The sequence below is a fragment of the Paenarthrobacter sp. YIM B13468 genome (assembly GCF_042788025.1).
In the GTDB taxonomy this organism is placed as follows: domain Bacteria; phylum Actinomycetota; class Actinomycetes; order Actinomycetales; family Micrococcaceae; genus Arthrobacter; species Arthrobacter aromaticivorans.
The window spans coordinates 98,060-119,728 of sequence record NZ_JBHZPI010000014.1; the positions used below are offsets into that span (position 1 = coordinate 98,060).

Below are 21,669 nucleotides of genomic sequence, written 5' to 3' on the forward strand. Positions count from 1 at the left end.
CGCGCGGACACCGCGCTATTTCCTTACCAAGACAACGTCGTCAGATGAACCGCGCCGCAAAGGCGCGCAGGAGGAAACTCATGAATGCCATGACCACGCCGGCAGCAACCACCGAACGGACCTCGCCCGTCCACTGCGGGGACCTTTACGGCAGGGACGAATACGCTCAGGTTACGGAAACCGACCAAGAGCTGTGGGCCTACGTTGAAGGTGCTGAACTGCCGGTCCTCCTGGCCGCGCTTGCCGCAGCACTGAAGGACATGTCACTCCTGGAGCCGGATCTCTCCCCGCCTTTGCCGCCCATGGGTGCCACCACGCAGCCCCACGGCGGCCTGAACGAGGACCAGATCGCCCGTTGCCGGCACCTTGCCTTTGAGGGGCTGCGGCGCCTGCGCGATAACAACGTTCGGACCGTGGGTGAACTTACCGCTGAACAGGCCGACTACGTCCTGGACTGGTTTACCGGCGGGCGTACCAGCTCTGATCCGAACTGGGCTGGAGAGATGCAGCATGAACTGCTCCTTAGCCCCAAGAGCAATGGTTCGCCTAACTGGTCTTTCGACGAGCTTTCCCAAGGACGGACCTTCGATACGTTGATCGTTGGTGCGGGCGTCGCCGGCATCGCGGCAGCATACAGACTCAAGGAAGCCGGGCTCCCCTACACCTGGATCGAATCCTCCCACCGGGTTGGGGGAACATGGTGGAAGAACCACTACCCTGGAGTCCGCTTGGACACACCGACCTATGGGTACAGCTTTTCCTTCGCGCAGCGCGATGACTGGCCGCATCAGTTCGCCAAGGGCGAGGAAGTCCTTGAATACCTGGAAACAGTGGTGGCCCGCGCAGAGCTTGCCGACGAACTCGAACTCCATACATGGATGGAGAAAGCCGAGTTCGATGAGGGAACCAGGACCTGGACAGCCACCACCGGATCCGCGGACGGGTCCCGGCAGACCCGCCGCTTCAACGCCATCATCACCTGCGTAGGCCAGCTCGATCATCCCCACATTCCAACGTGGCCCGGGCAGGAGGAATACACGGGAACGCAGATGCACTCGCAAGAGTGGGACCACTCCGTGGACCTGCGCGGCAAGAAGGTAGCCGTGATCGGTACCGGTGCCAGCGCCTACCAAATCATCCCGGCAATCGTGGACCAGGTGCAGAGCCTTCACGTCTTCCAGCGCAGCGCGCCTTGGATGCTGCCGGCCGAGAGCTACCACGAGCCGATGACGGAGACCGCTCATTGGTTGCATTCAAAGGTTCCCCATTACGGCAAGTGGTTCCGCCTCTGGGTCACCGCGCTTGGCATCGAAGGTCGCATCAATGTCGCCACGGTCCAGGAGGGTTGGGACAAAGCCCCGCTGAGTGTCAGCCCCAGCAACGAGGCCTTCCGCCAAGAGGTCATCCGCCGCATGGAGCTCCAGTACGAAGGCCGTCCGGACTTGCTCGAAAAAGCAATCCCCGGCTACCCGCCGTCGGCGAAGCGCCTGCTAAGGGACAACGGCGTCTGGGCTGCTGCGCTCATGGCACCCGTCACGACGGTGGTGTCATCAGGGCTGGAATCGTTCACCCCTACCGGCCTGGTTACCGGCGCCGGAGAACACATCGACGTGGACGTCGTGATCTACGCGACCGGGTTCCGCCCCTCCGACTACCTGGACCCCATTGAGATCGTTGGACGCGGCGGCCTGGAAATCCACGACTACTGGCAGGGAGACGCAAAGGGGTTCGCGGGAATCACTGTGCCTCATTTCCCGAACCTGTTCATGATGCTGGGACCCAACACCACCGGCGTGGCGGCGGGCGGTCTGCACATCATGATGGAGCGCGCCGCCGAGTATGCCGTTGAGGCGATCCACCAGCTCCTCCTGCGGGACAAGGCTGCGCTGGACCTGAAACAGGAAGCACTCGACCGTCACATCGAGTGGGTAGACGCCGAGAACCGTCGCATGACGTGGGGCCAGCCCTACGTAACCAACTGGTACAAGAACCGCTTCAACAGGGTTTCCCAGGTGTGGCCATTCAAGACCACCGAATACTGGCGGATCACCGAGAAGGTCGAGACGGACGACTACGAATTCCTGGCATGAGCGAAGCACGAAATCCCCTGCATTACCGCGCAGCATCTGTTGACACCCGCATCGGGAGTCAGCAGATGCTGGTTGGTCATTCGCCGCGTAGCTTCAGCTCCGCATCGAGTGCTGGCTCGTGGTGGATACCAAGAGCGTCGATGACCAGCGACCGCGGCGCCCGGGGGTCGTACCGGCTATCCCCAGCCACGCCACCGTACAAGAATTGACCGATCAGCTCCCGCATCGAGGCTGTCACCCGAGCAGTTTCTGCCTCTGAGGCGTTGACCATCATCGGGGAATCACGCCAGCGGTCCGTGCCGTCAAAGATGAAGGGCAGCGTGAAGCAATGGGCTGCGTAGGCTCCATCAAGTTTGCTTCGGTGATCGAAGCGGACCACCTGTGCCGGCACGGGTGAATTCGCGGCGATCTCCAACGCGGGGAGGCGGAACTGGGCCAAGGTGGCGGCTCGAACCATCTGAAGATAAGCGTCGGACTCTTCACCCTCGGCCACGAGCAGTTCCGCCGCCAAGGCCGGGTCTTTAAAGGTTCGCTCAAGGAACTCTTCCACGCCCGCCTCGGAGAACCCGTCCCGTGGCTGGTTGCGCAGGAACGCCGCCGACTCTTCGGCAGTGGTGATGATGAGCAGGGCGCCGGTGTGGATCCTCTGCGCCGAATCCGCATACCTCACCAGGTCTGCCGGTGCCTCCACTGATTCGGCGGGCATGTACGGGAACGGCCGAAGCCCCGCCCGCGCATCTTCCTGGGCATCCAGAATGGCCGGAGCAGGAGCAGTGGCCAGCTCCGACCCCAGGGCCTCAAGTACAGCTGCGCGATGCTTCAACCAGACGTCAACGGGCAGGGGCGCAAGGCGGGGCATGCTGATCAGCAGGGTTTGGGCCGCGAAACCCTGCACCGACGGTTCGGTGCTCAGCGCATAGGCGTACCAAGCGCCGGCTGAGTCCCCGGCCAAGGTAACCTTCCAGGGGTCCCCGCCGAAGGCGCTGATATTCTCCCGCACCCAAGCCAGGGCAGCTCGGAGGTCCCGCACAGGTTTAGTGGATTCCGAAGGGTCTCCGTGCGGGCCGAGGTGTCCGATCACCCCCAGCCGATAGTTGACGGTGACGAGAACAAACCCGCCGTTCCGCACAAGGTCCGGCGAGGAGTACCACCGGCTCTCGCCAGAGCCGGTGGTAAAACCGCCGCCAGGGATGAAGAAGATCACGGGCAGTCCATGGGCACCGGCCGGCGCCTGGACCCGCAAGGTAAACGCATCTTCACTCTGCTCAAGTTCGCTCAGCGCAGTGCCGAGCAAACCGTCCAACATGCCCGGCCGCTGCGGAAAGGCAGCCGGGCGGGTTTGTGCTTCGCCGGCAATCACACCGGAAACCTCGCCACTGCGGGGGTCGGAGGCCGTGCCGTAGCGAACCCCGGGCGCATCCAGCACTCCTGCACGGAGGCTCGCCCGGACCTGCCCGCCGGGGGTATCGATCAGCACAACCGTCACGCAAGGAACTCGTGATCGTCGGCTTTGACTGTCTCGGTTGCTTCCCAGTACTCCACGTTGGTGTAGGGCCACACTTGGGAGACCCGGCCGTGCGTGTTTTGATACCAGCTGCGCACGTAGGGCTGTCCCCAGGCCATCCGGCGATTCCCGGCGTCGACCCATTCCACAAAGCGGTCCAGCGCCGCCGGTTTGATGTCGATCGCAGAGACGCCGCGCTGCAGGACCTCGTGGACGGCCTTGAGGGAGAATTCCACCGCCCGCTCGATCATGAAGTGCAGGCTTCCGGCCACCACACCGCCAACATTGGGTCCATAGATGAGGAAGAAGTTGGGGAAACCAGGAACCGTGACGCCGTTGTACGCCCTGGCATCGCCCTTCCAGAAATCGTGGATCTCCACACCGTCACGCCCAACGACCTCCACCTCATCGAGGTAGTCGGAGGGCTTGAATCCGGTAGCGAAGACCACGATGTCCACCTCGTGTTCAACGCCCTCATTGTCGATGATCCCCTTTTCGGAGAACCGTTCAATCCCCGCGGTGACCACGGTGGTGCGCTGGGACTTGAGGGCAGCGGCCCACACTCCGTTGTCACGCAGCATCCGCTTGGCGCCCGGCGGATAGTTGGGAATCGCGTTCTCCAACTGTTCCGGACGGTCGGCGAACTGCTCCTTCAAGCGCTCGATCAGCGCCTCCCGGACTTCGTGGTTCTTGGCAGAAACGCTCAAAGGCGCACCCTGCCATCCGTCCTCGGCAGTGACGGTGTGCATGCGGCCCGGAATACCCTGCAACGTCACCCACAGGCGGTACCACTGTGCGTAGTGGGGAACCTTGCGCCGCAACCACGCGAAGGTGTCGCTGACGCCGTCGTGATAGTTCGGAGCCGGCAGCATCCACGGTGCGCTGCGCTGGAAGAGCACCAGCCCGGATACCTCGTCAGCGAGCGCGGGCACAATCTGGTACGCACTGGCGCCCGTGCCGATTACCGCCACGCGTTTCCCCCGGTACTCGGCGTCGTGCGACCACTCCTGCGAGTGCATGGTCACCCCGCGGTACTGTTCGACCCCCGTGAACTCGGGGATGTTGGGCCGGTCCAATTGGCCGAGGGCGCTTACGACGGCGGCAAAGGTGCGGACCCGCTCCTGCCCGTCGCTGTGGCGGGTGGTCGCCTGCCAAGTGTGGGCTTCCTCGTCCCACACCAGGCGGACAAGGCGGGTGGAGAACTCAATGGATTCCACCAGCCCCGCGCGTTCTGCGACATCCCGGACGTAGTCCAGGACGTCCCCGCCCTCGGCGAACTGGTGCGGCCAGTCACCGCGCTGGGCGAAGGAATAGGAATAGCCGAAGGTCGGAGTATCAAGGCGGACACCGGGGTAGGTGTTCTTTGCCCAGGTTCCGCCCAGGGTGGGCGCAGCCTCCACCACGGTGAACGGCACACCCGCCTGCGAGTACCGGTAGGCCGCGGCAATACCCGCAATACCGGCACCAATGACGAGCACCGGGAAGTCCCGGCCGGCAGCTACCTGCTCAAAGTCCCACTGAGGAGCCCCGCCCTTGTCTGCGGCGAGGTCGAGCTCATGCTTGAGTGACGGGTACCAGTGGTCCCGGCCGCCCGTAAGGAATCCGAGCAGGTCGGTGACGGCGCCGTCCGGAAGGACATCAACGCTGGTGACCTGGCGGTCACGCAGCTGCCGCAGACCCTCCAATGCCAAGGACTTTGCGCGGTCCTGTTGCTCTGGAGACATCCCCCCGTGAGGATGGGGCTGCGTGTCCACCAAGGTTAAAGGAGGCTGGAGGTCACTGGGCAGGAACGAAGTGTCGCCGAGCGCCGCCGCGATGGCAGCGAGCAGGACAGGGAGTTCCGCCTGGGCGACGATCTTTTCGAGGGCGACGTCGTCCTCGACGATCGGCTCTGAGTTCTGCTCCCAGTAGAGATCGTCAAACCGCAATGTTTCCGACCTCGTTTCCTGCATGCTGGGCATTCTTTCCTCCTTGATTCGTCAGGACCGCGACAGCGGATCGACGTATGAACGCAGTTTGTTGATGACGGCCTGTTCACTTTGGTCAGTGAATACGGCGGCGACGTAACGGTCCGGCCGCACCAATACGGTGTGGGGTGTGGCCAGCCCGGGAAGCGCGAGGACCTCTTCGGCGTCGACCAGGCGCTGCTCCTCACCATTCCGGCGCGCGGCGTGGGCATTCCCCGTGAGCGTGATCCGGCGAGCGCCCAGCAACGACCAGAACTGGTTGCCCGCCGTCGTTCCGGTTTTACCTGCGCAAAGCGTGATGAGCGCCCATCCACTCCCCAGGTGAAAGTCCAGGGGCGCCGTCGATCCGTCCTCGTCAGCAACGGACGGCTGACTGAGGGCAAGACCCACCCAGGCCGCGACTCGACGATCAACGTCGCGATCTGCCTTGATGGCCACACCGTTGCGGTAGTCCGGCGGGGTGATGAAACGCATTGACCCCAGGTACCGATAAACAGCGGGAATCAGGCTGACCGTACGGAAAGCAATATCCCGCAGATTGGTCCGGAAGGCGCCGACGGCCATGACCACTGCACCGGTACGGCGCGAAACCTTGACCATCTTGGCCGCGTGGGTGCGGCGTTCGGACTCGTAGGTGGACAGGAGGCGATCCGTTCCCACGCCGCGGAGCACTTCAAGCAATTTCCAGCTAAGGTTCAGTGCGTCCCGGAGCCCGGCGTTGAGGCCCTGGCCGGAGAAGGGAGGCATCAAATGCGCCGCATCCCCGATCAGGAAGGCACGGCCGGAACGGTAAGTCCGGGCCAGCCGCTGGTGCGCAACGTAGACCACTGCGCGCCTGACGTCTTCGGTGCGGAGCTCCGGGTGGAAGGGCCTGGATAGCTCCAGGATCTTCTCCGGGGCGGTCATCACGTCCGGATCTTCGTGATCGAAAAGCATGAACTCAAGGCGCAGGCGGCCCTTGATCCCCGGAACCAGCACGTAGGGACGGGTCCCGTTGCCATGGAACTCGGCGAAGGGTTCGCGCGCTCCAGGGACGTTGAGCAAGTCCACCACAATCCATCGCTCCTGCTGGGTGGAACCCACCAGGTCGATGCCCAGGCTCTCACGGACAAAGCTGCGACCGCCATCGGCCCCCACCAGCCACGAGGCTGTCACAGTGCCCGCACCGGCGTCGGAATCGAATCCGACTGTTACCCCGTCCGCTTTCTGGCTGACGGAATTTACCTGGGCACCGGCAAGAAACTCAATCCCCTGGTGGTCACGGGCCTTGTTCCACAGCAGTTCTTCCAGCACTGGCTGGTCGAACTGCGACTTTGCGGGATGGCCGATGCGGGAGGGAACAGGGGTGGACGACGCAAGTGGGCGGTCATTCAACCCGAAGTAACGGCTGCCGGTTCCCAAGAGCGATTCCGCCTTCAAGGCATCCGAGAGGCCCAGTCGGTCCATCGTCCGGAAGGTCTCATCCGCAATGCTGATGGCCCGCGGCAAGTCCATCGGAGCTGCCGCGGTTTCGAGCAGCGCAACGCGTGCACCGCCGTCGGCCAGCAACAGCGCCGCCGTCAGCCCAACGGGCCCGGCCCCCACAACCGCAACATCGAAGTCCTCCATGGCGTTACCTCCACGCATCCTTAAGCAACGAGGACGTTGCGAAGAGTGCCCAGTTTGCCGACCTCAACCTCGACGACGTCACCCGGAACCAGGAATGTTGGCGGCTCCATGAACAGCCCCACACCACCGGGCGTACCGGTGACAATGACGTCGCCCGGAGCCAACGGAGTGAACGCGGTGACGTACTCGATGATGGCGGGGATGCCGAAGATGAGGTCGGCGACGGCGGCACGCTGCCGGACCTCGCCGTTGACGCGGGTTTCCACCACGAGCTCGGTAACGTCACCGACTTCCTCGGCGGCCATGAAGTACGGGCCGAAGGCTCCGCTGAGCGGGAAGTTCTTACCCGGGGTCCACTGGCCGGTGTGGCGCTGCCAGTCGCGGGCACTGAAGTCATTGAATGCGGCGTAGCCGGCGATGTGGTTCCAGGCGTCTTCCGGCTTGACGTGGTCCGCGTGGGCTCCGATCACCAGCGCGACTTCGCCTTCGTAGTCGTACATGGAGCTTTCGGCGGGAATCGGCAGGTCTGCGCCGTGTGCCGCCAGGGTGTCGGCGAAGCGTGCAAAGACGGTGGGCTTGCCCACCTCGTCCCGTCCGGTTTCCTCACGGTGGCTGCGGTAATTGACTCCAATGCAGATCACCTTGCCGGGCGTCGACAGGAGCGGGAGGAAAGTGGTTCCTTCAACTGGCTGGGTCGGGGCGTCGTCCCATACCAAGGGAGCGGACAGCAGGCCTTCTTCGATCGCGGCCTGCAAGGTGGCGCTAAGGTCGGCGCCACTGGGCCCCAGGTCAAGCAACTCTCCGTGGGCCTCGAGGCCCCACGTGGCCTGGCCTTCCTGGTTCAGGTAACTCGCGTAGCGCATGTGAATCCTTTCTAGTGCCGGGCGTCGTCGCCTTCGGCCATACCGATATTTGAACTATACAAAGAATGCATTCTTCAGTCAATAATGCACTTTCGGACAGTTAGTGCGTATGTGTAGTCTTGTTCCATGGCACGACAAGCGAACGCAGAAACCATCAGCGAAGTGGTCCGGGGCAAGCTCCGGGCGGACATCTTTGCTGGCCAGTGGGCCCCGGGCACCAACCTCCAGGTCGGTGAGCTCACCAAGCGATACGGCGCCAGCTCCACTGTGGTGCGCGAAGCGCTGGTACGCCTGGCTGGTGAAAAGCTGCTGCAGTTCCGTCCCAACAGAGGCTTTTTCGTCTCCGAGTACACCTTGGAAGAACTGCGCGGCTTGGGTGAACTTCGTTGCCGCGTGGAGGAGTACGGCCTGACTCTGGCCATCGAACAGGGCGACGTTGCCTGGGAGTCCGATCTTCTTGCGGTCCACCACCGCCTGGAGCGGACCCCGCGCCGCACCAGCGAGGACCCAAACCACATCTCTGTGGAATGGTTCCTGGCCCATCAGGCGTTCCACGCGAAACTGCTGGAGGCGTGCCCCGTTCCCTTGTTGCAGGACTTCGCGGCCACGTTGGGCGAGGCCACCGCCCTCTACCGCCTCTGGACAGCTCCGGACCAACGCGCCCAGTCCCGGGACATCGAAGCCGAACATCGGGCCATCCTCGAGGCGACCATCGCCCGCGATGCGCCGACGGCCACAAAGCTTCTGCGTGAGCACTACATGCGCACGATCGACGTGATTGAAGAAGCCGAGTTTCATGCCGCCTCCGAAGCCGGACTGCCCGAGGAGTAGGGGCAGGGGCAGTCCGGTCCCTTCCTAGTTCAGAGCGATGGGAAAAGCCCCGTGCAAACGGAAGTCCTCGCCGTTGTAGACACCCCAGCGGTTGAACCAGGTTCGGTCGTCCTGGCTCCATTCGATAGGAGGGCGGTCGACGTCGTGGATCTGCTCGAGGTCGGTGTACAACTCCACCACGGTGCCGTTTGGCTCGACGTAGTAGGCCGCGATGTTATGACCGGCGCCGTGCCGCACCGGACCCCAGATCAGCCTCCGGCCACGGGCGAACAACCTGTCGCCCAACCGGCCAAGATCCGCGATTGACTGCGTCTGCCACGCGTGGTGGTGTAGTGAACCGCGGCCCTTGATGAGGGCAATGCCGTGATGGTCCGGGTTGCACCGCAGGAAGTAGGCGAAATCCTGGCCGATGACATCGGAAACCTTGAAGCCGAAGAACTCCACCAGGAAGTCCTTCATGGCGGTGGGGTTCTGTGGGTGGATGTTGACGTGGCCGTAACGGTCCGGGCCGAACGATGACGGACCATGCCGGTGATCCTTCATGCCCACATAGACGTGGTAGACGTATCCCTCCGGGCCCAGGACAGCGAAGCCCTCACCGATTTCCCGCTCCAGAGGACTGCGGGTGAGGATCCGGAAGCCTCCGGCCTCGAGGCGCTTGCGGATGATTTCCAGCCCTTCCGGGCTGTCCGCAACAAGGCCAATATGGTCGATGCCGTCTTCCTCGCCTTTGACGTAGACCATCTCGTGGTGGCGGTCCGCGGCGGATAAGTACGCCCTCTTGTCGTCGTTGAGCGTCATACGCAGGCCAAGGACCTCGGTAGCCAACTCAAGCGACTCATCGTAGTCGCGGGTCCGCATTGCAAGGTAGCCCATTTCGGTGATCACACCAAGTGACATAGCTAAAAAGCCTTTCTTTCAGGTGCCGGCTCCTAGACGGAGCGCGACGCGCCGCCATCCACTCGGATGTTCTGGCCTGTGATGTAGCTGGATTCCTCGCTCGCGAGGAATCGGATAACTCGGGCTACCTCTTCGGTACTGGCAGCCCTGCGCAAAGGTATTCGGGTGGTCCATTCGTCCGGAACAGTGCTTGGATCCTCTTTGGTGAACCCTGGAAGCACATTGTTCATGCGGATTCCGGACGGGCCGTACTCATCGGAATACAGCTTGGTAAAGGAAGCCAGCGCGGAACGAAACGTGCCGGACACCGGGTAGTTCGGGTTGGGTTCGAACGGTGAACTGGTGGAGACGTTGACGATCGATCCCCCACCTGCCGCAAGCAGATGCGGAGTGACGATCCGCGCCATGCGAATGACGTTCAAAAGGTACAGCTCGTAGCCTTCGGCCCACTCGTCGTCGCTGATCTCCAGCACCGGCTTCCGGGCAGCGTGGCCGGAACTGTTGATAACGACGTCGATCCGCCCGAACGTGGACAGCGCCAGCTTGGTGATCGCCTCAAGGTCCGCAACGGACCGGTTGGAACCTTCCAGCCCCACCCCGCCCAGGCTGCGCGCCAGTTCCATGGCGCTCCCGGACGGGGACATGGCAGCAATCTTGAGTCCGTCGTTCGCCAACGCCCGGACGGCTGCAGCGGCAATGCCGCGTCCGCCCCCGACAATCAGTGCAACGCGGACCGGGCCACTCATGGTTGATCCGCTGTCGCCCCAAGCTCGGCGTAATGGTCCACGAGCTTCTCCATAGCCAAGGCGGACAGCTCTGCTGCCTCGGCAAAATCGATCTCATCCCCCGCCGACGCCGAAATGTAGAACCCGTCCGTCAGGGCACGGCCAAGCATTACAACCTTGCGGGCGAGGTCCGGTTTCACACTCAGGGCTGCAGCCGGGAGACCGGGCGTAACTGCCTCGACCATCAGTTCGTACATCTCGTCCCGAACTTCCAGGTACTTCTGACGCGCAGCGTTCCCTGCCAGCCGTTTCTCCAGCGCAAAGAGCAGTCCGATGATCCAGAAGGCTTCCTGCGCATTTGCCGGGTCAGCTGAATTGGCTGCAGATCCGGCGATACTCGTGCGAAGGATCGCCCTGTTTTCCGGGCCACGGTGACGCGTCTTCCAGTTTTCGAAGCAGTAGTCGATCAGCGCAGCGAACAAGCCTTCCTTGTTTTCAAAGTGCCAGTACACCGAGCCGATCGGCAATCCGGCAACGCGGGCCACCTCGGCCATTGTGGTGCCTTCATAGCCCACCTTCACCGCAAGTTGCAGCACAGCCTCAAGGATGGCGCGTTCGTTTTCCGGGGTGGACTGGTGGACCCGGCGCCGCTTGCCTGCCTCCGGCTTTACGGCGCCATTGTTCCTGACGTCGGCATCTGCACGGGGGCTCATGCGCGCGCCTCTCGGTGGGCTGACATCCGTTCGCCGCCCGGATTGGTCTTGGCGAACTGAACCTCCTCATACACCTGGTGGCGGAGTTCGCCGAAGCGGTGCAGGGATCGCGTGTCAGCCTGGCTACGTACGTCCGGAAGGTCGATGTGGATGTCGGCCTGGACAATAGTGGGCGAACTCGACAACACAAGGACGCGTTCGGCCAGATAGACGGACTCATCGATGTCGTGGGTGACGAACAGAATGGTCATGTCCAACCGCTTCCAGACTTCACGCACCAGGTCTTCCAGCTCTCCCCTGGTTTGCGCATCGACTGCCGCGAACGGCTCGTCCATGAGCAGAACGCTGGGATTGGAAGCAACGGCGCGGGCGATCGCAACGCGCTGCTGCATGCCGCCGGAAAGCTGCCACGGGTAGCTCTTGGCCGCGTGGGAAAGGGTGACTGCCTCGAGCGCATCCTTGACTCGTGCCTTGCGCTCCGCCTTCGGCACGCCGGAGGTCTTGAGCGGCAACTCGACGTTGTCCTCCACGCTCAACCACGGGAACAGGCTGCGGCTGTATTCCTGGAAGACCACAGCCATGCCTTCGGCGGGCCCGGAGACGCGCTTGCCGTCCAGTACCACTTCGCCGGATGTCGGATCCAGGAGCCCTGCGATGCATTTGAGCAACGTGGTCTTTCCGGAACCTGAGGGACCTACCAGGCAGGCGAATTCGCCGGCGTGGAGATCGAAGGTCAGGGACCGGACGGCCTCCACTTCGTTCCGGGTGCCCACACCGTAGACCTTGCGAACCTGCTGGACACTGAGTCGGATATCCGACCTGTTAGCCGTCATTGGAGGCCTCCTTTAGACCGTAGTACCATGCGAGAACCCGCTTCTGGATTGCTTGGAAGACCACCGAAAGCAGCACTCCAATGATCCCCAGGAGAAATATTCCGCTCCACATTTCGGGGATCGCGATGCGGTTCTGGAAGTTAATAATGGAGTAGCCAATACCGTCAGTCGAAGCGAACATTTCCGAGACGACCAAGAGGATGAGCCCCACCGCCAGGCTATGCCGGATGCCGGCCATGATGAGCGGCGATGCACCGGGCAGGACCAGATAACGGATGCGGTGGAATCCGCGTAGCCGGTAGACGAGCGCCGTATTCTTCAACACTTCATCCAGGGACCGTACGCCTTCGATCGTATTGAGCAGGATGGGCCAGAGGCAGCCCAGGACGATGACGGTGATCTTCATCGTGTCATTGATGCCGATGAGCAGGAGCAACACCGGAATGAGGATGGTAGACGGCACTGCGCGGATGAATTCCAACAAGGGTTCCAGGAGCCAGCGCAAGGTCCGTGAGAGTCCGATGGCAATTCCCAGCGCCACCCCGAGCACAAGGGAGACGGCAAGGCTGATGAGGAGTCGCACCATGCTGGGGACGACATCCGTGAAGAACTTCTCGCTGAACCACACGTTGACGAAGGTGCTGGCCAGTTTGTCCGGCTTGGGAACGAAGAAGTTGGCTCCCTGGGCTGTGGACGCCCACCAGATGGCTACGAGGAGTGCCGGCAGGCCGAACCACATGCCGAGGCGTTTGAGGACGATCATGCCGCCACCTCCGAACGGACCGAGCTGTGCCAGAACAGCACCTTACGCTCGATGAAACGGAAAATAAGGTTTACCAGGATGCCCAGAAGGCCGGACGTCAGGATCAGGGCGATCATTGCCGACGGGTTGTCGTTCAGCTGGGCCTGCGCCACCGCCCGGCCTATTCCGGGAGTACCGACGATGAGCTCGGAGCTGATCGCAAGGATGAGGGCAACAGTGGCAGCGAGGCGGATGCCGGTCATCAGGTACGGCAGGAGCGTAGGCAATACCAGGTGCCGGACCCGCTGCAGCCAGGTCATCCGCAGGGTTCGAACAGTGTCGTTGGCTACCTTGTCGATGTCCGTGATGCCGTACATGACCTGGATCATGACAATCCAGAAGCAGCCGTAAACCACAATCAGGAGTTCGGCGCCGATGCGGGGTCCGAACAACAATGCGGCCAGGGGGATCAGGCCCACGGCAGGAATGGGACGCAGGAACTCCACCGTGGTGTGCGTGGCAGCGCGCAAGAAGCTGCTCGAACCGATGAGCAGGCCAACTGCGAGACCGCCCAGGGTGGCGATGGTCAACCCAAGGAACCAGGCCCACATCGTCTGGCCTATGGTGAGCCAGAACTGGGTGAAGGTGAAGTTGGTAAGGAATGTAGGAATGACCACCGTTGGTGGTGGCAGGTGGTGCTGGCTGACTGGGCCAAAGGCTGAGAAGAGTTCCCAGGCAATGAGTGCGGCGAGGATGCCGGCGACGCCCAGGACGTAGGGTCCCACAGCAGTCCACCGGGCAGCACGACGCACTCTGTGTTCCCGCGTAGGCAGGGTACGCACAGCCACGCTGCTCAGGGTTGGAGTTTGCGTTTCCACGGTTTTTGTTCTGCTCTCATTTGTGCGATCGGTTGGCGGTCGGGGCCGCCGGGCGGCCCCGACAGCGGAGTTACGGCTTCCAGATCACCTTGGCCACGTCGGGCTTGGTGTTCACGATGCCGTATTTGACGAGCAAATCCGCAAAGAGCTGGATTGTCTCCTGTGAAACATCCGGGTTGTAGAGCGAGAGCTGGGCCTTCTTCGCAGCGGCCGGGTCAGTCCCGAGGGCGGCCGGCATCGCGTCGCGGATCAGATCATTGTTTTCGGTCAGGAAAGGCAGGGCCTCCTTCATGGCTTCAGTGAACCGCTTGACCTTGTCCGGATCGCTTTCCACCAGTTTGCCACTGGAGATGGAGACCAGTTCGTTCTCACCAAGGCCGGTGTCGTGGATGAAGTCGCTGACCACCCGGCCGCCCTTGGAAACTACCTGCTGGATGAACGGAGAACCTGCCATGCCGGCGTCGATCTGGCCCGCTTCGATTTGGGCAGCAACTTCCGGGAAGGACAACTGGACGAATGTCACCTTCTTCGGATCGCCGCCGTCCTTGGCTACTGCTTCACGGATGCCGATCTCGCCGATGCTACCCAGCGCGTTGACGGAAACCTTCTTACCTTCAAGGTCCCGGGCGGTCTTGATGGTGGACGAGGCACCCACCACTACGGCGGTGGAGTCTTCCACAATCTTGGGGTCGTTCTGGGTCACACCTTCAACGATACGGACATCGAGTCCCTGGGTGGTCGCCGTCAAGGCTGTGACCGGGCTGGCCAGCATGAAGTCCAGGTCACCGGTTGCCAGCGCCGGCAGCTGCGCCGCGCTGCTGCCTGCACCCACCACCAGCTGCAGGTCGATTCCATGCTTTTCGAAGAAGCCTTTGTCCTTGGCAACCTGGAAGGCTGCCACGGTGTTGGACGGGAAGATCCCGTAGGTGACCTTGGTAAGTCCTCCGGAGCTGCTGCCTGCGGCAGCGGGGGCGCTGCCGTCGACAGATCCGGATGCGCAGCCACTGAGCGCCAGTGCCAAAGCTACGGCGCCGATGGCCGCTGCGCGGGTTTTCTTGATGTTCATGGATTCGCTCTCCCTTGAGTGAACGCTGCGCGGGCCTTTGCCTGCCGTCTTCAGCGACGAGTTGCAGCAACAGTATTTGTCGATAACGCCTTTGTCAATGGATTATGCATTCTTAGATTTATTATGCGTTCTGTGGTTCGAAAGTGACAGTCGCCACAGTGAAAACCTTGTTCAAAACGTCGTCCAGTTCCTGGGCGAGGCACTCCGCGGCCACCACATGGTCCGGCCGCACGATGATTGCCGAGAAGGGCCGCTCGTCAAACCAGGACTTCAAAACCCCGCTTTCGTCGCCCACGACGCGGACTCCAGGCGCAGCAGCTGCTTTGGCCCACGGCAGCTGCGTGGCCGGCACTGCGTGCACGAGGACGCCGCCAAGCCTCGCAAGCTTCTCTGCGGCAACCTCACTCACGAACGCCGTGGGATCGTTGTTCCAGACCACCACCCGCCAGCCTTGGCCGGTGGCGTCGTCCAGCAGGACCGACTTGCCGTCCTCATTGCGGACTGTGGGCTGCGGGAACAGCATTCCGACCGTACGTGGTGCGTCTTCCCTGTCCGGCAAAGACTTCCATGTGGGGAGCTTCGATGGAACCACAATTCCGTGATCGTACTTAGGCATGGGTTTATAGCCTTGGCTGTTCAGGCGGGCACGGGCCTTGGGAAGCCGGTCCACCACCGCAGCAGCCATATCCCGGACAGCCGTACGCAGCCTGTTGTGGTCCGTCACCAGGTTAGCCATGTTCAGTGACAATGCCACCATGGCCTTCACGTGCTCCCGACGCTCGTCTTCGTAGGAATCAAGCAACCGTTCGCTGGCTTTGCCTTGGACGACGGCGGCGAGTTTCCAGCCGAGGTTCAACGCATCCCGGATGCCGGAGTTCCATCCCTGGCCAGCCACAACCGGCATGACGTGGGCGGCATCGCCCGCCAGCAGGAAACGTCCCACACGGAACTTCTCCGCGACGCGGGCGTGATGGGCATAGACCCGACGGCGGATGATGTTCAGGCGCGCGGGATCAGGGACGTGGGGGGCAAGAAGCGAGAAGACAAACGCATCATCCTCGGCCACCTCTTCCGATTCCCCTTCGAACAGCGTGAACTCCCAGCGCCGGATACCGTGGGGCAGGCTGAGGGTTGCGTAGCCGCGGCTTGGGTCTCCGCCGAATACCGCGTGCGGGGTGCCGATCGGATCGTTCGCGACGTCGATCACGAGGCCGCGCGTCGACCGGGTTTCACCGTCGAACTTAAGCCCCAAGTGCTGACGGGTCAGCGAGCGGCCGCCGTCGCAACCCACGACATAGCTGGCCGTAACCCGTTCCTCACCGGTGGGCGTGCTGACCGTGGCGGTGACGCCGTCGGAATCCGACTCGAAAGCCTCCACCCGGCAACCGAAACGCACCTCCACATGGGGGTACCGCGCCAGGCCTTCCAGCAGGGCCTTATCAACCAGGGGCTGGATGAAGCCGTTCCTTCGGGGCCAGCCGAATTCACGGGTGGTGGGGTTGATTTCCGCCAGTATCTTGCGGTCACCGTTGACGATCCGGATCTTCTGGTCCGGCACCGTGTGCGGCAACACCTTGTCCACCAAACCGATGGTCTGCATGGTCCGGAGTGCCTCGTCGTCAATGCCGACGGCGCGCGGGTAGTCAATGAGTTCGTCACCGCCTTCAAAGACCACCGTGCTTACGCCGTACTGGCCAAGGAGGTTGGCCAGGGTCAAACCGACCGGGCCGGCTCCGATGATAATAACGTCCTTGCGGTCGCTCATTCTGTGCCCCTCAGGGTCTTGATGGATTCCTGTGCCGCACGGCTAAGGAATACGAGGTCGATGCCGAGGCCGACGTAGTCCACGAGTTCCCGGTCAAGAAGGTCGGCGGCGTAGGTACCGGAGCCCGAATAGATGCCCAGGGTCACGCCGTGTTCCCTCGTCAAGGCGGCCAATTGGATGATGGCTTCGCGGACGGGTCCGTCTTCCCAGTCTCCCCTGCCCGGAAGGCCGAAGGACACTGCCAGGTCCGCCGGTCCGATGTAAATGGAGTCCAGGCCGGGAGTCGTGACAATCTCTTCCGCGTTTTTCAGGCCCGCCACCGTTTCAATCTGGGCGATGGTAGACACTGCACGGTTGCCCGCTTCGGTGTAGGACTCTCCCTTATATAGGGCAGGCCTGCTGGGACCGAGGCTACGGTTGCCCACGCCGGGGTACTTCGTAGCTTCCACCAGCATTCGAGCTTGTTCACCCGACTCGATGGTGGGTGCGATGATTCCGCGTGCACCGCTGTCGAGTAGGCGAAGGATGGGGGCCGGATCAAGGCTTCCTACGCGGGCATAGCTGTAGGCCGAGTCGCGGGGTGCCGCCCGCAGCATGTTGCAGGCTGCTTCCAGCCCCACTTCGCCGTGCTGCAGGTCAACAACCACACCGTCGTATCCGGCAGCGAGCGCCCACTCCGTGACGGAGAGGGAAGGGATGGCCTGATGCAACAGTGCCGGCGGCCGGCCCCCGCGGCTATCCCACTTCATTTCGAGGCGCTTTCCGTCAGGCGCTTGGCGTGCGCGGCAGCGTTCATTCCGCCGAAGATGGGGTTGATCTCGCGTCGCGCGATCTTCCATTCCCCGTCCACTTTCCGGTAGACCTCCCGGAATTCACCCACGCTGGCAGGCATAAGCGGGTTCTCCGAAGAGTCCCGGAACGTCAGGTACTGGGTCCAACCGTGGAGTTCCTCCCCTACCCATTCCAACCGGATGCCGCCGATGAGGTGGCGGCCCACTACGCCCGTGACCTTGGCGCGACGTTCGCCCCAGGCCTTGATGGCGTCCCGGCCATCCATGTCCCCCAAGGGACCGGTGGATACAGCGTCTTCCGTGTAGAGCTCCCATGTAGTGTCCGCCCTGCCATGATCGAGGCGCCACAGCAATTCCGCGACGAGTGCCTCGATGGCTACGCGCGTTTCGACCGTTACCTTACGCATGGACAGCCTCCGTCAGGTGCGCGACGACGTCGCCGAACCCGTGCGAGTACTTCGCCGTGTAGGTAACGTTGGGGTCCCAGTCCACAATCAGGCCGATGGATCCGGAGAGCAGGATTTCTCCAGCACGGAGGGGCTTGCCGATCCTCAACGACGTCTCCGCCAACCACTGGACTGCGTTGATGGGATCGCCCATGACGTTTCCGCCAAGGCCTCGCGTCAATTCTTCGTCACCGCGATAGAGGACCATCTCGACCTGCTTCAGATCGATTTCGCCGTAAGGGATGCGAACCGGACCTGTGACGATTCCTTCGCAGGCGGCGTTGTCGGCGATCGTGTCAACAATGCCCATCTTGTAGCTGTGATAGCGGTTGTCAACCAGTTCCATTGCAGGCGTCACGTAGTCGATGGCCGCTTCCACTGATGCCAGATCCGAATCCAGGAGGTCGGACTTCAGGACGAAGGCGAGCTCAGCTTCGATCTTGGGGTGGAAGTACGCTGATGAAGGCCGCTCAACCGGGGATTCGAAGACCATATTGTCGAGGATGATGCCGTAGTCGGGTTCGTCCACACCGGCACGCGCCTGGACCACGGGATTGGTCAGACCAACTTTCCGGCCAACACGACGGCGGCCTTCCGCGGCTTCGCGCTGCTGGGTGACGAGCTCGGAGATGCGGTAGGCAGCGTCCTTGTCCTTCTCCGGCAGCCGGTGGCGGACGAACTCGATCGGGGTGCGCGTTGTCCGCGCCTTGTAGAGATCTTCAGCGATCTCCGTAATGATGTCCGACATCTGCATCAGGCCTTTCTGCTGAGGAAGTCGAGTGCTTTTTCGTTAAACGTGGTGGGATCCTCCCACTGCGGCCAATGGGCGGCGTTACGGATCAGCGCGAATTCACCGTCCGGAATTGCCGCCGCCAGGGTCTCGCCGGTTGCCACACCGCCTGTGGGCTCATGGTCCGTCCACACGAGCAGTGCCGGCACCGGGATTGCAGCGTAGTCTTCCTTGGTCACTTGGTTTCGGGCGCGGATGTCCGGCACCTGGAGCGCCATGATGTGCTCCATGGAGGTAATGAAGCCGGGCCGACCGTAGATGGCGCGGCGTACTTCCACCAGCTCGTCCGTGATCTGGTCCGGATTGTGGATGACCACCTGGAGCCGGGCCTTGACGTTCTCGTAACTGGGATCCTCCACGGCCTTGCGGCTCACCGGGCTGACACGGTCCATGGACTTGGAACCCACCATGCGGCCGCCGGGAGCGCTCAGGACAATCGTGTGCAGGCGCTCGGGGTGGTGTGCGGCGAACTTGATGGCGATCCACCCGCCGAGTGATTCACCCAGGAGGTGCACCTTGTCCAGGCCGAGCACGTCCAGGAGGCCCAGAAGGTGTTCCTCGTAGTCAGGGATCTCCAGGTCAGCTTCAGCCAACGTTGAATACCCGTGTCCGGGGCAGTCGTAGCCGATAACCCGGTAATTCTGGGCCAGTGCACGGATGTTGTGGGTCCACGCTTCGATGTGTCCGCTGGTGCCGTTGAGGAGGACCAGGGTCTGCTCCCCGGCACCCACGGTAAGGACCCGTGTCCGCCATGGTCCCACTTGGACATATTCGAGGGTGTGGGAGAGATCGGCGATCTCGCCCCACATGGTTACCTGGCTCATGCGTTCTGCGGAATAGCAGCTGTGATGCCGAAGCCGGCGCCCCAGGTCTTAACCGGCCAGTAGCGGTCCACCACCATGCTGTAGTCGCCCGCCGTCGACAAGGCACTGTAGGCCGCGATCCACGAACGCATCTCATGCGCCGCGCTGCCACCCTCGGCAATGAACTGGTCGTTGTCCCAGCCATCCACGTCGGCCAATGACCCTGAACGGAACACCTTCATCAGCTTCTGGTCCCATTCCTCATTAAGGGGAGCGCTGGATGCGCGGCCATCCGCAATGGCCTGGATGCCCTCAATAATCTTTCCTTCGCGGGCTGCCCGGTCTTCTTTCGACGGCGAATAGGAGACCAAACGCTGCTGGACGGGTTCGGGCGCGCCGTCGTACTCGGGAATCGGCGGGTTGTGGGAGAGCCCGCCGGAGGCCACAAGCAGAACGCGCTTATCCAACTGCTGGGCAGCGCGGCCCAAGGCTTCACCCATCAGGCGGATGCGGGCCATGGGGGTGAGCGGCTTGCCGATCGCGTTCACGAACACGGGAACGAACGGGTTGGTGAAGCCTGAGCCGTACAGGAATTCCAGCGGCTGCATGACTCCATGGTCAACTTCGAGGCGCTCCGAACGGGCGATGTCGATTCCCTGGGCGATGGTCAGCGCGTGCAGTTCGCGAGCAGTCTCGGAATCGACGGGAAGGGCGCCTTCACCGGTTCCATAATCCCCGACACCGACGGCCTGCGCACCAATGGCGAACGGCGGCATCATCGAGTAGAGCACACCGTTGAAGTGGTCCGGGCCGAAGATGACCGTGACATCCGGCGCGAAGTCCTCGACGAACGAGCGAACTTCTCCCAAGGCTTCATTGATTTCGGCGAAGATCGTCCCACCCGGATCGACGTTTCCAAATGACGGCGCGTGTGACAGCGCTGCTAGTGCAAGCGACATTGCTTTCCCTTTCAGTGACTTCGACCACACTGGGCCTTTCTCTAGAGTGTAGATTCTAGATTCGTCATTAGCAATAGCTCACCTTCAGCATTGCGCCCCTGGCTCCGGCGCCGAACTCGATGAGCAGGCCGCCCTGAACGGGCTCCGCCCAAGGCTCTGTTGCTGCATAGTTCATAATGAACAAACTGAACACAAATGAACTTGATAGGCGGGGACCTACATGCTGTCCGAGGATCGTCAACAGCTCATCCTGAGGGAATTAGCCCTTCACGGCTCCCTGAATGCTGCCGAATTTGCGGCCAAGCTTGGAGCCTCCGGCATGACAGTACGGCGGGATCTCGCGATACTTGCTGAGCGGGGGTTGCTCGAACGGGTGCATGGGGGAGCCGTTCCTGCCGGGGGCCGAACAACCGGAAGCAGCGCGACGGTACAGCATTCCACCTCCTGGCGACCGGGCGGGAGGCGGCCTTTGGCGACGATCGGGATGATCGTTCCGTCGGCGTCGTACTACTTCCCGGGAGTGATCCGCGGCGCCGAGGCCGCCGCCCAGGAAGCGGGTGTGCGATTGGTACTTGGTGTATCAAACTATTCGGGCGAGGAGGAACGCCGTCAGCTCCGCCGCCTTTATGAACATGGGGTGGACGGGATCCTGGTCACGCCGAGCGAGGAGTCGTTGGCTGGCACAGAAACGCTGGACCTGCTGGCCGCAGCGGAGGTGCCGGTGATCGTCGTCGAGCGCTCCATTGATAACGCCCTGGATCATGGAACGCTCGAAGCCGTGCGGAGTGACCATGCGCGTGGGGCAGAGATCGCCGTTAATCATCTGCTGGGTCTCGGCCACCGGAAGATCGCGTTGTGCCTGCGCGAGAACAGCCCGACGGCGTCGCAGCTGATTGACGGCTACCGTCGAGCCATGGAGCGGGCCGCGCATACTCACGGCGCCTCGGATCCTAACCGGGACTCCATGGTTCGCACGATGTCCCGGGCGCAGAACGATCCGAAGGCCCACCGGCTGGTGGTTGACGGAATCCTGGACTGGTGCACCGAAACCCGGATCACGGCCGCGATAGTCCACAGCGATGAGGACGCCCTCCAGTTTGCCAGCGCTTGCCAAGAGCGGCAGCTTCGCGTCCCTGAGGACTTTGCGATCATTGCGTACGACGACGAAATCGCCTCCCTGGGGGCCGTTCCGTTGACGGCCGTGGCGCCTCCGAAGTACGACGTCGGGCATCAGGCGATGGTGATGTGCCTGAATCGGATTGGCGCAAGACGCGGGAGCACCTCTGCGCTGCAGCGCGTGAACTTGTCTCCGACGCTGATGGTCCGGGACTCGACCCAAACCTGAATGTTCACTCCTGTTCACTTCGTTGAATTTGTTCATATGTGGCGATTTCA

20 protein-coding genes are annotated in these 21,669 nt (G+C 62.5%); 3 read left to right on the forward strand and 17 right to left on the reverse strand.

Annotation, left to right across the window (positions count from 1 at the left end):
* The first annotated feature begins 80 nt into the window (after positions 1-80).
* Positions 81-2,090, forward strand: a complete 2,010-nt coding sequence (locus ACFX4T_RS14575) for a flavin-containing monooxygenase (RefSeq protein ID WP_377652483.1) — start codon at positions 81-83, stop codon at positions 2,088-2,090.
* 76 nt (positions 2,091-2,166) lie between these two features.
* Here ACFX4T_RS14575 and ACFX4T_RS14580 read toward each other — a convergent pair whose 3' ends face one another.
* Genes ACFX4T_RS14580 through ACFX4T_RS14595 form a run of 4 tightly spaced genes read right to left on the reverse strand, consistent with a single transcriptional unit; the run spans position 2,167 to position 8,032 of the window.
* Positions 2,167-3,576 carry a carboxylesterase family protein gene (locus ACFX4T_RS14580; protein WP_377652484.1) on the reverse strand — a complete coding sequence of 470 codons (1,410 nt, stop codon included), beginning with the start codon at positions 3,574-3,576 and terminating at the stop codon, positions 2,167-2,169.
* Complete coding sequence (locus tag ACFX4T_RS14585) at positions 3,573-5,555, reverse strand: flavin-containing monooxygenase (protein WP_377652485.1); 1,983 nt, start codon at positions 5,553-5,555, stop codon at positions 3,573-3,575. Before ACFX4T_RS14585 ends, ACFX4T_RS14580 begins: the two co-directional genes overlap by 4 nt.
* Before the next feature lie 18 nt (positions 5,556-5,573).
* Positions 5,574-7,169, reverse strand: a complete 1,596-nt coding sequence (locus ACFX4T_RS14590) for an FAD-dependent monooxygenase (protein ID WP_377652486.1) — start codon at positions 7,167-7,169, stop codon at positions 5,574-5,576.
* Between the two features lie 20 nt (positions 7,170-7,189).
* A complete protein-coding gene (locus ACFX4T_RS14595; RefSeq protein WP_377652487.1) occupies positions 7,190-8,032 on the reverse strand; it encodes a fumarylacetoacetate hydrolase family protein in 843 nt (280 codons plus the stop codon).
* A gap of 126 nt (positions 8,033-8,158) precedes the next feature.
* Between ACFX4T_RS14595 and ACFX4T_RS14600 the strand changes: the two genes are divergently transcribed.
* Positions 8,159-8,863 carry a GntR family transcriptional regulator gene (locus ACFX4T_RS14600; RefSeq protein WP_377652488.1) on the forward strand — a complete coding sequence of 235 codons (705 nt, stop codon included), beginning with the start codon at positions 8,159-8,161 and terminating at the stop codon, positions 8,861-8,863.
* A gap of 24 nt (positions 8,864-8,887) precedes the next feature.
* On the opposite strand, the gene ACFX4T_RS14605 is transcribed toward ACFX4T_RS14600, so the two are convergent.
* The 13 genes from ACFX4T_RS14605 to ACFX4T_RS14665 form a co-directional block, all read right to left on the reverse strand.
* Positions 8,888-9,763, reverse strand: a complete 876-nt coding sequence (locus ACFX4T_RS14605) for a VOC family protein (RefSeq protein ID WP_377652489.1) — start codon at positions 9,761-9,763, stop codon at positions 8,888-8,890.
* Between the two features lie 32 nt (positions 9,764-9,795).
* Entirely contained in the window at positions 9,796-10,509 is a 714-nt protein-coding gene (locus ACFX4T_RS14610) for an SDR family oxidoreductase (RefSeq protein WP_377652490.1), read from the reverse strand.
* On the reverse strand, positions 10,506-11,201 hold the full coding sequence (locus tag ACFX4T_RS14615; protein WP_377652491.1) for a TetR/AcrR family transcriptional regulator: 696 nt from the start codon (positions 11,199-11,201) through the stop codon (positions 10,506-10,508). The genes ACFX4T_RS14610 and ACFX4T_RS14615 overlap by 4 nt, the downstream gene beginning before the upstream one ends.
* Complete coding sequence (locus ACFX4T_RS14620) at positions 11,198-12,034, reverse strand: ABC transporter ATP-binding protein (RefSeq protein WP_377652492.1); 837 nt, start codon at positions 12,032-12,034, stop codon at positions 11,198-11,200. Before ACFX4T_RS14620 ends, ACFX4T_RS14615 begins: the two co-directional genes overlap by 4 nt.
* On the reverse strand, positions 12,024-12,797 hold the full coding sequence (locus ACFX4T_RS14625) for an ABC transporter permease (protein WP_377652493.1): 774 nt from the start codon (positions 12,795-12,797) through the stop codon (positions 12,024-12,026). Before ACFX4T_RS14625 ends, ACFX4T_RS14620 begins: the two co-directional genes overlap by 11 nt.
* Positions 12,794-13,654: an ABC transporter permease gene (locus ACFX4T_RS14630; protein WP_377652494.1), complete on the reverse strand. Its 861-nt coding sequence runs from the start codon at positions 13,652-13,654 to the stop codon at positions 12,794-12,796. The genes ACFX4T_RS14625 and ACFX4T_RS14630 overlap by 4 nt, the downstream gene beginning before the upstream one ends.
* A gap of 70 nt (positions 13,655-13,724) precedes the next feature.
* Positions 13,725-14,720, reverse strand: a complete 996-nt coding sequence (locus ACFX4T_RS14635; RefSeq protein WP_377652495.1) for an ABC transporter substrate-binding protein — start codon at positions 14,718-14,720, stop codon at positions 13,725-13,727.
* Between the two features lie 121 nt (positions 14,721-14,841).
* Complete coding sequence (locus ACFX4T_RS14640; RefSeq protein WP_377652496.1) at positions 14,842-16,485, reverse strand: bifunctional 3-(3-hydroxy-phenyl)propionate/3-hydroxycinnamic acid hydroxylase; 1,644 nt, start codon at positions 16,483-16,485, stop codon at positions 14,842-14,844.
* The gene (locus ACFX4T_RS14645) at positions 16,482-17,234 is read right to left on the reverse strand and encodes an HpcH/HpaI aldolase/citrate lyase family protein (RefSeq protein ID WP_377652497.1); all 753 of its coding nucleotides are present in this window, start codon (positions 17,232-17,234) and stop codon (positions 16,482-16,484) included. Before ACFX4T_RS14645 ends, ACFX4T_RS14640 begins: the two co-directional genes overlap by 4 nt.
* Positions 17,231-17,683, reverse strand: a complete 453-nt coding sequence (locus ACFX4T_RS14650) for a nuclear transport factor 2 family protein (RefSeq protein ID WP_377652498.1) — start codon at positions 17,681-17,683, stop codon at positions 17,231-17,233. Before ACFX4T_RS14650 ends, ACFX4T_RS14645 begins: the two co-directional genes overlap by 4 nt.
* Positions 17,676-18,476, reverse strand: coding sequence for a 2-keto-4-pentenoate hydratase (locus ACFX4T_RS14655; protein WP_377652499.1), 801 nt, complete (start codon positions 18,474-18,476; stop codon positions 17,676-17,678). The genes ACFX4T_RS14650 and ACFX4T_RS14655 overlap by 8 nt, the downstream gene beginning before the upstream one ends.
* Entirely contained in the window at positions 18,476-19,336 is an 861-nt protein-coding gene (locus ACFX4T_RS14660; RefSeq protein WP_377652500.1) for an alpha/beta fold hydrolase, read from the reverse strand. The genes ACFX4T_RS14655 and ACFX4T_RS14660 overlap by 1 nt, the downstream gene beginning before the upstream one ends.
* Positions 19,333-20,274, reverse strand: a complete 942-nt coding sequence (locus ACFX4T_RS14665; protein ID WP_377652501.1) for a 3-carboxyethylcatechol 2,3-dioxygenase — start codon at positions 20,272-20,274, stop codon at positions 19,333-19,335. The genes ACFX4T_RS14660 and ACFX4T_RS14665 overlap by 4 nt, the downstream gene beginning before the upstream one ends.
* A 220-nt stretch (positions 20,275-20,494) precedes the next feature.
* Between ACFX4T_RS14665 and ACFX4T_RS14670 the strand changes: the two genes are divergently transcribed.
* A complete protein-coding gene (locus ACFX4T_RS14670; protein WP_377652502.1) occupies positions 20,495-21,619 on the forward strand; it encodes a substrate-binding domain-containing protein in 1,125 nt (374 codons plus the stop codon).
* The last annotated feature ends 50 nt before the right edge of the window (positions 21,620-21,669 follow it).

Bases quoted from the DNA above. Each gene is read 5' to 3' on its own strand.
- ACFX4T_RS14610 (WP_377652490.1), bottom strand. From the start codon at position 10,509: ATGAGTGGCCCGGTCCGCGTTGCACTGATTGTCGGGGGCGGACGCGGC.
- ACFX4T_RS14670 (WP_377652502.1), top strand. From the start codon at position 20,495: ATGCTGTCCGAGGATCGTCAACAGCTCATCCTGAGGGAATTAGCCCTT.
- ACFX4T_RS14665 (WP_377652501.1), bottom strand. From the start codon at position 20,274: ATGTCGCTTGCACTAGCAGCGCTGTCACACGCGCCGTCATTTGGAAAC.
- ACFX4T_RS14640 (WP_377652496.1), bottom strand. From the start codon at position 16,485: ATGAGCGACCGCAAGGACGTTATTATCATCGGAGCCGGCCCGGTCGGT.
- ACFX4T_RS14635 (WP_377652495.1), bottom strand. From the start codon at position 14,720: ATGAACATCAAGAAAACCCGCGCAGCGGCCATCGGCGCCGTAGCTTTG.
- ACFX4T_RS14590 (WP_377652486.1), bottom strand. From the start codon at position 7,169: ATGGAGGACTTCGATGTTGCGGTTGTGGGGGCCGGGCCCGTTGGGCTG.
- ACFX4T_RS14620 (WP_377652492.1), bottom strand. From the start codon at position 12,034: ATGACGGCTAACAGGTCGGATATCCGACTCAGTGTCCAGCAGGTTCGC.
- ACFX4T_RS14575 (WP_377652483.1), top strand. From the start codon at position 81: ATGAATGCCATGACCACGCCGGCAGCAACCACCGAACGGACCTCGCCC.
- ACFX4T_RS14655 (WP_377652499.1), bottom strand. From the start codon at position 18,476: ATGCAGATGTCGGACATCATTACGGAGATCGCTGAAGATCTCTACAAG.
- ACFX4T_RS14650 (WP_377652498.1), bottom strand. From the start codon at position 17,683: ATGCGTAAGGTAACGGTCGAAACGCGCGTAGCCATCGAGGCACTCGTC.
- ACFX4T_RS14595 (WP_377652487.1), bottom strand. From the start codon at position 8,032: ATGCGCTACGCGAGTTACCTGAACCAGGAAGGCCAGGCCACGTGGGGC.
- ACFX4T_RS14600 (WP_377652488.1), top strand. From the start codon at position 8,159: ATGGCACGACAAGCGAACGCAGAAACCATCAGCGAAGTGGTCCGGGGC.
- ACFX4T_RS14615 (WP_377652491.1), bottom strand. From the start codon at position 11,201: ATGAGCCCCCGTGCAGATGCCGACGTCAGGAACAATGGCGCCGTAAAG.
- ACFX4T_RS14605 (WP_377652489.1), bottom strand. From the start codon at position 9,763: ATGTCACTTGGTGTGATCACCGAAATGGGCTACCTTGCAATGCGGACC.
- ACFX4T_RS14625 (WP_377652493.1), bottom strand. From the start codon at position 12,797: ATGATCGTCCTCAAACGCCTCGGCATGTGGTTCGGCCTGCCGGCACTC.
- ACFX4T_RS14645 (WP_377652497.1), bottom strand. From the start codon at position 17,234: ATGAAGTGGGATAGCCGCGGGGGCCGGCCGCCGGCACTGTTGCATCAG.
- ACFX4T_RS14585 (WP_377652485.1), bottom strand. From the start codon at position 5,555: ATGCCCAGCATGCAGGAAACGAGGTCGGAAACATTGCGGTTTGACGAT.
- ACFX4T_RS14660 (WP_377652500.1), bottom strand. From the start codon at position 19,336: ATGAGCCAGGTAACCATGTGGGGCGAGATCGCCGATCTCTCCCACACC.